The following is a 13,575-nucleotide window of genomic DNA, read 5'->3' as shown; positions in this document are numbered from 1 at the left end:
GAGCATGCCGTTGGGCAGTACGAAGCGTAGCGAAGTACCGAAGCGAAGCGCAGTGCGGAATGCCCCGACCCTTGCGTCAGCAAGGGGCACGCCCAAAAAAATTCCTTCTAAGTTTTTTTACCGCAAGTACATGAAACTAATTTTATTTTTTGATACCTTTATTGATATATGATACAAGCAATCAAAAACTTTATTGTAGGCACTGATTTAGAGCAATTAAAGTTGCTCAGCATTATCGCAGAAAAAACAGACAACGCCATCATCATTACTGACGCTAATGGGTTAATAATCTGGGTCAATCAAGGATTTACACGTATAAGCGGCTATACTTTAGAAGAAGTCAAAGGAAAAAAACCTGGACATATTTTACAAGGAAAAGACACGGATCCTAAAACCGTTGAACGCATACGAAATAAGCTAAAAGAAAAAGTGTCTTTTAGAGAAGAAATTCTAAACTACCACAAGAACGGTACACCGTATTGGATACAAATCCATATCACCCCTGTATTTAACGAAAAACAAGAACTCACTCATTTTATTGCTTTTGAGTTAGATATCACAAAAGAGAAAGAGGAAGCATTAGAAAAAGAAGAGCTTTTACGCTCTATAAAGGCTAAAAACGATGAGCTACAAGCTACAGAGGAAGAGCTCAAATCTGCTTTTGAGGAAGTTAATGCCCTCAATGAAGACTTGAAACACAAGACAGAAATATTAGAAAGCAATTTGTTAGCACTACAAAAAGCTCAAGAGCAAATTAAAATGCTCTCTTTAGTAGCTACTTATACAGATAATGCAGTAATTATCACAGACAAATATGGAAAAGTTGAATGGGTCAATCCTGGATTTACTCGCATATCAGGTTACACATTAGAAGAGATAAAAGGAAAAAAACCAGGTGAGGTTTTACAAGGTAAAGATACAGATCCAAACACTGTACAACGCATAAGAGAAAAATTACCTTTAAAAATATCTTTTCAAGAAGAAATACTTAACTACACAAAAGATGGGCGACCTTATTGGCTAAATTTAAGCATAACCCCCATTCTCAACGAAGTAGGCGAAATTGATAAATTTATTGCCATTGAAATGGACATAACTCAGCGCAAACAACAAGAACAACAACTTTTAGAACGCACTAAGGACATAGAGCAAAGTCTACAATATGCCCAACATATTCAAAAAGCCTTGTTGCCAGATATTAGTGCTTTACGGTCTATTTATTCAGCAGTTAGTATTCTATTTCAACCTAAGGAAGCTGTAGGTGGAGACTTCTATTGGTTTGAACACCACAAAAATACCAGCTATTTAGTTTTGGCAGACTGCACAGGACATGGTATACCTGGTGCTCTATTAGCCATGTACTTTCAACAATTTTTGAACACATTAGCCATTAAGTACATAGATGAACCGCTCAATATCAAAATATCAGCCTTGAACCGAGCTATTGAAAAATTACAATACGAACATCACATCAATGAATCATTTGAAATGAGCGTTTTAATTACTAACAATAATGAAATTACTCTCTTTACTACTCAATCACAGCCTATACTCATTCAAAAAACCAATGGAACGATTGAAATTTTGAAATCCAACAACTACATTGGTAATCATCCGCTCAAATCTGACAATCCCATTGAGTACAGCGAATTTTCTAAAAATGAAATCAAACGCGTATTTTTAATGAGTGATGGTATATTAGACCAATTCGGTGGTCCTGAAAATAAACGCTTCGGACTGCCGAGATTGAAAAGTATTATCGCAGCTAATCAAGAAAACGATCTAGACAACATTAAAAAAGAACTCTTGTTTGCACTAGAGCAATGGAAACAAAACCAACCCCAAACAGATGACTGGCTTTGGATTGGGATAGAAATTTAATTTTTCTTAATCCTTGATAATCATCAACCTAGCGTATTTTAATAATAAGGTTTTATTTCCTACCGCATTAAAAAAAACATGCGCTTTTAGATTATCACCTGTGCCATCTATAGCTGTAATCTTACCGCGCCCAAATTTCTCATGCCGTACTTGCATCCCTACACATAAATCCGCAGGGTTGCAAGGCGTAAAGTTATCTGCAGTTTCTTCTCCTTGAATATTATCAGCAGGCAAAAGTTTAACCTGAACTTGATGCAACCGTTTTTCTAAATACTGCTGATGATTTTTTTGATGACTCCGTATCAAGTGCGCTGCTTTTCCTTCAAAATGCAATAAATTAGGGTCAATTTCTTTAATGAAACGACTTACAGAAGAATCCGATACATTTCCATAACGATAGCGCTGCTCGGCATAAGAAAGATACAATCGATACTTAGCTCGTGTAACAGCCACATAAAACAATCTACGCTCCTCTTCTAATTCACTTCTGGAATTCAAGGAAGCTCTGCTTGGAAATAAGTCCTCTTCTACTCCTACCACAAATACCACCGGAAATTCTAATCCCTTTGCTGTGTGGATAGTCATCAAGGTTACGGCGTCTTCATCAGCTGCTAAATCAGCATTTGTAAGTAAAGCCACTTCCTGCAAAAAGAAAGACAGGCTTTTGTCTTCCTTCGTATCATCATCTACAAATGATTTAATTGCATTCAATAGCTCTTGTACATTTTCTACACGAGACACACCTTCGGGCGAAGAATCACTTTTTAGTTCCTTGAACAAACCGCACCCATGGGTAATATATTTAGCTGTTTCGTATGCATCATGGCAAGTATTGTACTCTCTGAAATTTTGAATCATTTGAGCAAACTCCTTAACAGCAGCACTACTCTTACTTTTATTAAGGTAAAACTCAATGTTATTTAGAACATGCCATAATGAATATCCTGTTTTACGAGAGACTTCTATTATTTTTTCTACGGTAGCGTCGCCTATTCCTCTTGTGGGATAGTTTATAATTCGTTTAAGGGCTACTTCGTCATTATCATTGAGTACTACTCTAAAATACGCAATTAGGTCTTTAATTTCCTTTCGCTCATAGAAAGACATTCCTCCAATTATCCGTGCAGGCAGACCTACTTTGCGCAAGGCTTCTTCAATTACCCTAGATTGTGCATTTGTACGGTACAGTACAGCAAAGTCTTTAAGAGCAAGATTTAGTTCATATCTTGTAGAACGAATAATATCTGCTACACGATTAGCTTCATCCTGTTCTGTCAAAGCTCGGATAACAGTAACTTTCTCGCCTTCCTTGTTCTCCGTCCATACTACTTTGTGAATTTGGTCTTTATTTCTTCTTATGATATCGTTAGCTACGGCAAGTATGTTGGGAGTAGAGCGATAATTTTGTTCTAATTTTATGATTTTAGCATTGGGATAGTCTTTATTGAAATTGAGAATATTCTCAATGTTTGCTCCTCTAAATGAATAAATACTTTGAGCATCATCACCTACTACGGTCAAATTTTGGTACTTATGGGCTAAGTAACGAGTAATCATGTATTGTGCATGGTTAGTATCCTGATATTCATCTACTAAAATATACCGAAAACGGTTTTGATAGTATTCGAGTACCTCGGGATTATTTTTGAAAAGTTCTAGAGGTTTAAGCAGCAGGTCATCAAAATCCATTGCATTTGCTGCTTTGAGCCTTTGTTCGTATATTTTATAGACTTGAAAGGTTTTTTCTGACCATTCATCGCGCACATATTGCTCATATTCTGATGCTGTAATTAACATGTTTTTAGCCATAGAAACGCGATGATGGATATAAGACGGCTTGAATATTTTTTCATCAACTTTAAGCTCTTTGAGAATATTTTTAATCAAGCCTTGGGCATCCTCTTGGTCATAAATTGCAAAATCTCGCGTATAGCCTATTTTTTCAGCATGCATGCGAAGAATACGAGCAAAAATAGAGTGAAATGTTCCCATCCAAATACTTTGTGCTGAGGGTCCAACCATTTTTTCAATCCGCTCTCGCATTTCTTTGGCTGCTTTGTTCGTAAAAGTAAGCGCTAGTATATTAAAAGGCTCAACTCTTTTTTGGTGTTGATTAAAATATTTTAGCATGTAAGCAATACGACAAGTCAGTACATGCGTTTTACCCGAACCTGCCCCTGCAATAACCATTATAGGTCCATCCGTAGTTATGACAGCTTGCTTTTGCGCAGGATTGAGAGTATCTAAAAATTCCATATTCTAACTTTCCAAAGGTTGTACTACTACCTCAAAGTCTTCCACAATCAAGTTAGCTAAAAAAGATTTAGACATTTCCTCTACTTGTCTTTGTGCAGCTTCTTGGTTATCTGCTTCTAATATCACTTCAATGTTTTTACCTACTCGTACTTGGCTAACATTATGATGCCCTATATTCTTCAAACCTGCCTGCACAGCTTTACCTTGCGGATCTAATATATTTTTCAGCGGCATTACTTTAATTTGTGCAATAAACTTCATACTGCAATATTAGTTCTTTTTGCAGTAGGTTTGCTCAATAAACAAGCAAGAAATTTATAGTTTTAACCTCACAAAGTTATGAACTACTTGACACCTGACAGCCTTATCCTTCTTGATGATGGTACAGTCTATCATTTAGGACTTAAACCTGAACAAATAGCCAATAAAGTAATTTTAGTTGGCGACCCTCAAAGAGTAGCCAAAGTATCTCAACATTTTGACCGAATAGAATATATTACCCAGCGCAGAGAGTTTATTACGCACACAGGATATATAGGCAAAGAACGTCTTTCAGTGCTTTCTACGGGCATGGGAACAGATAATATTGACATTGTGCTCAATGAGTTAGATATTTTATGGAATGTAGATTGGCACAAACGTGAGCGTAAAAATTCGCTTGAACGTAAAATAATACTGCGCTTAGGCACTGCGGGGGGAGTGAATGAAAATATAGAAATAGGCGACGTAGTACTTTCTCATTACGCCATAGGTATGGATAATCTTGGACATTACTACCCTCGCCCTGATGAAGACTTACAAAAAGAGTTTGAACATATACTCAAACAGCAAACTCTAAATACTCCTTTTGTACCTTACTTCGTACAAGCAGATTCCGACTTTGCCACTTACATTTTGCAGCATACAAGTTGCCATGCAGGAATTACTATGACTAATCCAGGTTTTTATGCACCTCAAAATAGATTTTTGAGACAAGTAAGATATCCTTTACAATCTTTTGTAGAGATGATGACAAATTTTTCTTATCGTGGCAACAAAGTCCTCAATTGGGAAATGGAAACAGCAGGAATATTAGCTTTGTCTAATCATCTAGGTTTTACGGCAGCTTCGCTTTCAGTGATATTAGCGCATAGAAAGAAAAAGGTATTTGCAAAAAATTTTGAGGTATTTGTACAGCAGCTTATAGAAGCAGGTTTATCCATTATTACGACGTACTATTAAAGTATCAAAGCTAATTTTTTAGTTGATTTAGGTTATTTTTTGGGCGTATCCTTGCCCAAAAAATTAAAAATCAAATTTTTACATAGTTTCTTTGTTATGCAAAACAAAATAGACTTAATCTACAAAAGCAAGATAGGATTAAGCTAGCTCAGTCCATTTTACGAAAAAGGCATAAATTTACTATGCTTGAACAATAAGCAGACTAAACTCAAAAAGTATATAGTCATACCATTGTCTTTTTGAAAATGCAAAAAGCTTATTTGTAACATAAATAGTTAAGCCCTTCGTAGTATGGAAAGGTATTCGTACTTTTGTATAGGTATACTATTATGGCTGAAAAGAAAAAAGGTGCAGGTATCAATGCTTTGGTTCCTGATCCATTAGAGAACTCGGGGAAAATTCCACCGCATGCCACAGAGCTAGAGCAAGCAGTACTTGGTGCGTTGATGTTAGAAAAAGATGCTTTACTCAAAGTAAGTGATATCCTGCATCCAAACGTATTTTATGACGACAGACACAGTAAAATCTATGAAGCAATTGTAAGATTATCTCAGCGTTCAGAGCCTATTGATATTCTGACTGTTACAGAAGAGCTGCGTAAGCTAAACTATTTAGATGACGTAGGAGGTCCATACTATATTACAGAGCTTACAGCAAGGGTAGCTTCGGCAGCTAACATTGAATACCATGCTCGGATTATTGCACAAAAGTACATTGCTCGAGAAATGATAAGAGTTTCAGGTGAAATCATAAGAGATGCTTATGAAGATCAAAAAGATGTTTTTGAACAGCTGGACAAAGCGGAGCAAGAGTTTTTTAAGCTTTCTGAACTTAACTTTAAGAAAAATTATGCCCCTGTGGGTAATTTGGTTATTGAGGTTTTAGAGCAGATTGAAGAGCTTCGCAATCGCCCTGATGCATACTTGGGTATAGGTTCAGGCTTTGTAGCCTTAGATCGCATGACACAGGGTTTTCATAAGTCTGAACTTACTATTATAGCCGCACGTCCTTCTATGGGTAAGACCGCTTTTGTGCTTAGCGTAGCTCGTAATATGGCTGTACTATTCAAAAAAGCTGTGGCTATATTCAGCTTGGAAATGCCCGCACATGCCATAACGCAAAGACTTATTGCTGCTGAAACTGAAATAGATGCGCAAAAACTTCGTGCAGGTAAATTAGATCCTCATGAGCTAGATTTGCTTCATAAGAAAACTACTATCTTATCTAACGCTCCGATTATTATTGATGATACAGCTGCCCTTTCTATTGATGAACTTCGCAGCAAGTGCCGCCGATTAAAAGTAGAACGAAATATTGAATGTGTGATTATTGATTATTTACAACTCATGCACGTAGGCGATAGCTCCAAAAGCATGAACCGCGAACAAGAAATTGCTAAAATTTCTCGTTCTCTAAAAAACCTAGCAAAAGACTTGGATATTCCTGTAATAGCACTTTCACAACTTTCTCGCGGGGTAGAAAGTCGCCCTGATAAGCGCCCACAGCTAAGCGATTTACGTGAATCAGGAAGTATTGAACAGGATGCGGATGTAGTTATGTTTCTCTACCGCCCTGAATACTATGGCTTAGACATAGATCCTGAAACAGGTTTTTCGAATAAAAATGTTGCCGAAGTAATCATCGGCAAACAACGTAATGGACCTACGGGTAAAGTCCGATTGAAATTCTTAAATCAGTTCGTCAAATTCGTAAATGATGATGAAGAGTTAATGAGTACTGCTCTAATAGATAGTCTACAACCTTCTACTTCTTTTGATATACCTCAAGATACCAACAACACGGATGAAGTTCTTATTTTGCCCTCTAAAATCAATCAAAGGAATAATCTACAAGGTCCTAGTACGACAAGTACTACACCCCCAATAGATGAAGTACCTTTTTAAGCCATCTACTCTATTACATAGTCATAAAGCATGCGTGCTTGTACTCGTTTTTGGGCTTGCTTTATGGTACGAATAGCATTGTAAATTCCTATTTCTTTTGCTATTTCTGCTTTAACAATATCTTCTTTTTTACCTCTTCCCTTGTTGATAATTCTTTCAATAAAACTCACCTGCTCTGGATATTCAACAATTTTGTAATTTCCCTTAGTCAGTTTAGCCAGCTTTTCTGCTTCTTTTATAGCATCTGCTAATCCTCCAATTTGGTCTACTAATTTAATTTTAACGGCATCTTCTCCGCTCCATACACGACCTTGCCCGATAGAGTCTACTTCTGCTTTGGTAATACCGCGCCCTTCGGCTACACGAGTAATAAACGTTTCATAAACTCTATCTACTTGCTCTTGAATAATGTTTTTTTCTTGTTCAGTCATAGCTCGATAAGTAGCCCCTATATCGGAAAACTCTCCAATTTTAACTCCGTCATAAAATATACCTAATTTTTCATTATACAGTTTTTGAAAGTTAGGTATAAGTCCAAATACACCTATAGAACCTGTTATTGTATTAGGTTCAGCAAAAATTTTGTTTGCTGCGCAGCTAATGTAATATCCTCCTGATGCAGCTACATCGCCCATAGAAACAATTACAGGCTTTACCTTTTTGGTTAAAACAACCTCTCTCCAAATAACATCAGAAGCTAAGGCATCTCCACCTGGACTATTTACACGCAATACAACGGCTTTTACTCTATCATCTAATCGTGCTTCACGAATGGCGCTTGCAGTAGTTTCTGAACCAATTCTCTCGTCATCTCCTTCACCCGAACTAATCTCTCCCACACAATATACAATTGCTATTTTGTCTTTACCTTTTTCTTTTATTCCTACGCTGCTGGGCTTTACTCCGCTATATGTACCGAAAGAGACTTTTTTAACCTCATCTTTTTCTTTCAACCCTAATTTTTTACGTAATTCTTGCGTTACTTCATCTTCGTATACCAAAGCGTCTACTAATTTTTTTTCTAGGGCGTCTTTAGCTTTACGAATTCCCATGCTGTTTGCTATGTTCCATAGCTCTTCTTTGCTGATATTCCTACTTTTAGCTATGTTTTCCAAAAAGTTTTCCCATATATCACTTAAAAATTCACGAGTCATCATTTTATTTTCAGGGGACATGTCTTTGCGCAAGTAAGGTTCTACTGCACTCTTAAATTTACCATGGCGAATAGGTACAACCTCTATACCTAATTTTTCAGTCAAACCTTTGTAGAAGGCAATAGTAATGTTTAGACCATCTAATTCAAAATCACCCTCAGGATGTAAAAATATTTTATCCGCTGTACTGGCTAAATAATAATCTTTTTCACTATATCCCTCTGAATAAGCATAAATGAATTTACCTGACTTCTTAAAATCCAATAGTTCTTTCCGAATTGCTTCTAAGGTAGCCCATCCTGCTTGTACACCGTCATTGAGATTGAGGTAAATGCCTTTAATTCGTTTGTCTACAGCAGCCATGCGAATACACTTTACATAATCATTTAATCCATTTTTGCTGCTACCTAGCCTGCCCCCTAGTAGGCTTGCTCCGCTAAGAGGATTGTCTGTAGAACGTTCAGCAATGGGCTTTTCAAAAGTCAATTCTAATACACTGTTTTTTGCAATTTTTGCACTTGACTTTGATGATGATAGTACTGTGGCAAAGATAAAAACGGTTAATATTGAAAAAATGATAAGTGCAACTAACCCTGCTAATACAACTTTCCAGAACTTCATAAGACTTTTTGTTAAATAGCTGCAAATATACAATATGAAAAACTCATTTACCTTTTTTGTTATGACCAATGCAAGTTAAGTATGACAAAAGATAGAATTATCACTTACTCATAAAACCAATTAAGAGCGTAATAACTTGAAAAACAAAATGTTAAAAAACACTATCGCAAATAAACTTGTTATGCTTTTTTATATTTGAAATTTTTGTTAACTTTGCATCTTGAATTAGTTAGGCAAATCCTACGTTGGTGGGCTTTGTCTAATCTTTTTATTTAAGTTAAAAGATAAGGAGAAAAAGGTATGTCAATCACACATGTAACAAAGGATGGGCTTGAAAAATTGAAAGCACAGCTGCATTATCTTACTACGGTCAAAAGGAAAGAGATTGCACAGCAGATTGCTGAGGCACGTTCTCAAGGAGATTTGAGTGAAAATGCAGAGTATGATGCAGCTAAGGAAGCCCAAAGTCTGCTAGAGTTAGAAATATCTAAATTAGAAGAGCTTATTTCTAATGCTCGAGTAATAGATGAAAGCAACATAGATACATCAAAGGTGCATCTCTTATGCACGGTCAAGGTTCGTAACATGGATACACGTAAAGAATTTAAATACACTATTGTACCTGAAACCGAAGCTAATCTAAAAGAGGGCAAAATATCGGTTGAATCGCCTATTGGCAAAGGTTTGATAGGTAAAAAAGTCAATGAAGTAGTTACTATCAATGTACCTGCGGGTAAAATTAGGCTTAAAATTTTAGAAATAACCTTTGGATAAAAGAAAAGATGCTGCTGGGCTAAATTTGCTTATTTTTGCAAGGTATGCCAGAGCGCAGCAGCATCTTTGATATGATAGGTCCTATTATGATAGGTCCCTCCAGCTCACATACGGCAGGTGTAGTTCGAATAGGTTTAGCAGCAAGACACATATTCGGAGAGCAACCAGAAGTAGCACACATCACCTTCTATAACTCTTTTGCTACTACCTACGAAGGTCATGGAAGCGATAGAGCGATTATTGCAGGTTTATTAGGATTTGCTACCGATGATGAACGCATCAAAAATGCACTCGAATACGCAAAAGAAGCAAATTTAACTTATCATTTTAAGGGTGTGGCAAACGCAGGTATTTATCATCCGAACACTATCAAACTCAACTTAGAGAAACAAGGTAAAACTTTAGAGATAATTGGAGTTTCACGGGGAGGAGGTTTAATCGCGATCCGTGAAATTGATGGATTTACTTGCAATTTAAGTGGTCAATATCCTACACTTATTATAGATGCTGCCGACGTAAAGGGAAGTATCGCTTTTATTGCTTCAATTATTGCAAATGATGGCGTTAACATTGGTACAATGTCCGTTAATAGAACGGCTAAAAATGGCACAGCTAAGCTCTTTATTGAAATGGATAGCGAAATTAAACCTATTGCATTAGAATATATGAGGCATTTGAGCTGGGTGCATGAAGTAAAGTTTATTCCCGTCGTGGCGTAGAGCTTTCTATCCATCGCCATATTTGTAAAGTAACAGGGCTACCCAAGAATATTTTTGTAGTTTGCTCAAAACTTTCTGTAAGGTCAGAAACATAAAAAATATGCATAGGTGTCTGATCGCTTGGTGCGAGCAGATTTTTTTCACTTAACAACTTTTGCGCTTCTTTTGCTACTGCTTCTGCTGAATCAATAACATTAACCTTACCCTCAAAGTATTTGATAATGTTAGGTTTAATAAGAGGATAGTGCGTACAGCCTAATATCAAGGTATCTATTGTTTCAAAGGTAGTTTCAGAAAGATAAGCTTGTATAATCTCATCAAAAATTTTGGAGTTTGCCCAACCTTCTTCAATCATAGGGACTAGTAAGGGGGTAGCCTTAGTGGTTACGTATGCTTCGGGGCGTTGCTCTTTTATCTTAATAGGATAAATGCGGCTTTGAATAGTTGTTTTTGTACCAATAACTCCAATACGGTAATTTAATGTATCTCTTAGTGCCATTTTTACAGCAGGGTCAATTACATTAAGTACAGGGATATTCCCTGCAATTTTTTGTACGACTTCCAAAGCTACCGCCGATGCAGTGTTACAAGCAATAATAATCAACTTAACTTTTTGCTGTACTAAAAAATAAGTGATGTTGGCAGCATATTTTTGTATCAACTCGGGGGATTTATCGCCATAAGGCAAATGAGCAGTATCGCCAAAGTAAATAATTGACTCATTAGGTAAATACTGCTGCACAGCTTTGACAATAGTAAGCCCACCAATACCTGAATCAAAGATACCAATCGGTGCGTTATTCACACTACAAAAGTACAATTTAAGCAAATTGAACTTTATCCTTGGAGGTAAGAAAATTTGGTTAAAATTTGGTTTAGATTGTGTCTTTGTTTAGTTTTGACTGCTCAATCGATTAACTTAACCTCAACAAAATTATGAGTTCCAGTACAAGGCACCCTAATGGGTTATACCTATTATTTTTTACTGAAATGTGGGAGCGCTTTAGCTACTATGGAATGCGTGCCATTTTTACTTTATACATGGCTAAAGCGCTCTTATTTGACAAAGCACTCAGTTCTAGCATTTACGGAAGCTACACAGGTTTAGTGTATTTAACGCCGCTTATTGGGGGGTATGTGGCGGACAGATATTGGGGCAATCGCCGTTCTATCTTAGTTGGAGGTGTCTTAATGGCGATAGGTCAGTTTTTAATGTTCGCCAGTGGTAGTGTGTATAGCACAAGCATACCTACTGCATCTTTTTTGATGTACTTAGGCCTAGGCTTTTTGATATTTGGAAATGGCTTTTTTAAGCCTAATATCTCTACTATGGTAGGGCAGCTCTACCCTGCTAACGATAAACGAGTAGATAGCGCTTTTACTATATTTTACATGGGAATAAACTTAGGGGCTTTTCTTGCTCCTTTGGTATGTGGGGGCTTGGGCGACACAGGTAATCCTGCAGATTTCAAATGGGGCTTTCTAGCCGCAGGTACAGGGATGATTATCAGTATTTTATCCTTTTACTTATTCAAAGATAAATATATTGTTACTCCCGAAGGTAAGCCCATAGGTGCAAAACCCGAAAAAACTATAAAAACAGACACATCTACCACAGTAAAGATAAACGCAAAAGAAATACTCATTTGGCTACTTGTAGAGATTGTTGCTTGGATATTTTGCAAAGGCGTATTAGGTTTTGATGTAATTGGAGCTTTTATTTATTCTTTGGGTGTGGTAGCGCCTGCTTATGTTATACTTGATAAAAGCCTAAACAAAATAGAAAGACAACGTATTTGGGTAATTTACATTTCTGCTTTCTTCGTCATTTTCTTTTGGGCTGCCTTTGAACAAGCAGGTGCATCATTGACCTTTTTTGCCGAAGAGCAAACTAACAGACAAATAGGAAACTTAACTATCCCTGCAAGCTTCTTTCAGACTATCAATCCTGTGGCAATCGTAGTATTTGCTCCACTCTTTGCAATAATATGGGCGCAGTTAGCAAAACGAAATCTCGAACCTCATTCTCCCCTAAAGCAATCTATCGGGCTGTTTTTACTAGCTCTGGGATATTTAGTTATTGCGTTTGGTGTAAAAGGTATTTCTCCAGAAACGAAAGTGAGCATGTTATGGCTAATTGCTTTGTATTTACTACATACATTTGGTGAGTTGTGTTTATCCCCTATTGGCTTATCTATGGTTGTAAAACTTGCCCCTGTGCGATTTGCTTCTCTGCTAATGGGAATATGGTTTTTATCCACAGCTATGGCTAACAAGTTTGCAGGTGATTTAAGTGCTTTGTATCCTGATGAAATTAAACAAGAAGGCTCAATTAAAATGGTAGCTTTCTCATTAAAGAAAGATACCGTTGAAAGCAAAATAACAAAAGTAGATAGCAATTATGTTAAGTCTTTGCCTAAAGAAAGTGCGGTTTGGAAGCTTGTTCGTGCAAATGATGGATACAAAGCCCCTGAAATTGGAAATTTTCAACAATTTCTCATCAATCTTGGTATTTACAAAGCTCCACAAAAGCCCAAAGACTCTTTGCAAGCCATTATACAACTTCCTAATACAAACAGCTACAAACTCTCTGAATATCAACGTAAATTGATGGGAATAAAAGCTACTGACATTTACAGAATTTATTTCAGTGAAGATGGGCAAATGGCTTACTTGGTCAAACCTGATAAAGGTAATACTGTTGAACTTCAATACTGGAATCTAAACCCTAAAAAACCTCGTTTTATAGGCTTTGAGATAACTAACTTATACACTTTCTTTATGATTTTTGTGTTCATGGCAGGTGCGGCATCTTTGATATTGTTTGTTATTTCTAATAAACTTCACACAATGATGCATGAAGAGATAAAAGACAGGTAGAGCAGAGCTTAATTTTGGAGTAACTTTAAACAGTCCAAGTAGATTTTATGTTATTTTTAACTTAATTTTTTGGGCGTGCCCCTTGCTGACGCAAGGGTCGGGGCATTCCGCACTGCGCTAACGCTTCGGTACTTCGCTGCGCTTCGTACTGCCCTTGCGGGCATG

General features: G+C 36.8%; 9 protein-coding genes and 1 pseudogene. 6 read left to right on the top strand and 4 right to left on the bottom strand.

All coding sequences use genetic code 11. From position 1 onward, the window contains the following. Positions 1-168 precede the first annotated feature (168 nt). Positions 169-1,881 (top strand): PAS domain S-box protein, encoded by a 1,713-nt coding sequence (locus NZ519_06365; protein MCS7028375.1) that lies wholly within the window; start codon positions 169-171, stop codon positions 1,879-1,881. Positions 1,882-1,887: 6 nt separating this feature from the next. Here NZ519_06365 and NZ519_06360 read toward each other — a convergent pair whose 3' ends face one another. Beyond that, the gene (locus NZ519_06360; protein ID MCS7028374.1) at positions 1,888-4,137 is read right to left on the bottom strand and encodes an exodeoxyribonuclease V subunit gamma; all 2,250 of its coding nucleotides are present in this window, start codon (positions 4,135-4,137) and stop codon (positions 1,888-1,890) included. Positions 4,138-4,140: 3 nt separating this feature from the next. Next, positions 4,141-4,398 (bottom strand): phosphoribosylformylglycinamidine synthase subunit PurS, encoded by a 258-nt coding sequence (gene purS / locus NZ519_06355; protein ID MCS7028373.1) that lies wholly within the window; start codon positions 4,396-4,398, stop codon positions 4,141-4,143. Positions 4,399-4,476: 78 nt separating this feature from the next. On the opposite strand from purS, the gene NZ519_06350 reads away from it, so the two are divergent. Continuing rightward, positions 4,477-5,358 (top strand): nucleoside phosphorylase, encoded by an 882-nt coding sequence (locus tag NZ519_06350; GenBank protein MCS7028372.1) that lies wholly within the window; start codon positions 4,477-4,479, stop codon positions 5,356-5,358. A gap of 329 nt (positions 5,359-5,687) precedes the next feature. Then, the gene (gene dnaB / locus NZ519_06345; protein ID MCS7028371.1) at positions 5,688-7,262 is read left to right on the top strand and encodes a replicative DNA helicase; all 1,575 of its coding nucleotides are present in this window, start codon (positions 5,688-5,690) and stop codon (positions 7,260-7,262) included. Positions 7,263-7,267: 5 nt separating this feature from the next. Here the strand turns inward: dnaB and sppA are convergent, their stop codons facing one another. Next, complete coding sequence (sppA, locus tag NZ519_06340) at positions 7,268-9,037, bottom strand: signal peptide peptidase SppA (protein MCS7028370.1); 1,770 nt, start codon at positions 9,035-9,037, stop codon at positions 7,268-7,270. Between the two features lie 300 nt (positions 9,038-9,337). On the opposite strand from sppA, the gene greA reads away from it, so the two are divergent. Both greA and sdaAB read left to right on the top strand, forming a co-directional pair. Continuing rightward, the gene (greA, locus tag NZ519_06335) at positions 9,338-9,811 is read left to right on the top strand and encodes a transcription elongation factor GreA (GenBank protein ID MCS7028369.1); all 474 of its coding nucleotides are present in this window, start codon (positions 9,338-9,340) and stop codon (positions 9,809-9,811) included. Positions 9,812-9,855: 44 nt separating this feature from the next. Continuing rightward, a complete protein-coding gene (gene sdaAB / locus NZ519_06330; GenBank protein MCS7028368.1) occupies positions 9,856-10,530 on the top strand; it encodes an L-serine ammonia-lyase, iron-sulfur-dependent subunit beta in 675 nt (224 codons plus the stop codon). Here sdaAB and murI read toward each other — a convergent pair. Beyond that, positions 10,511-11,335: a glutamate racemase gene (murI, locus tag NZ519_06325; GenBank protein MCS7028367.1), complete on the bottom strand. Its 825-nt coding sequence runs from the start codon at positions 11,333-11,335 to the stop codon at positions 10,511-10,513. The two genes, sdaAB and murI, sit on opposite strands and share 20 nt — an antisense overlap. 131 nt (positions 11,336-11,466) lie before the next feature. Here murI and NZ519_06320 point away from each other — a divergent pair. Then, positions 11,467-12,840, top strand: a pseudogene (locus NZ519_06320) (peptide MFS transporter). The last annotated feature ends 735 nt before the right edge of the window (positions 12,841-13,575 follow it).

It is taken from the genome of Bacteroidia bacterium (genome assembly GCA_025056095.1).
Lineage (GTDB): Bacteria > Bacteroidota > Bacteroidia > JANWVE01 > JANWVE01 > JANWVE01.
The sequence above is the reverse complement of the archived record's forward strand: the minus strand, read 5'-3'. Positions and strand labels throughout refer to the sequence as shown.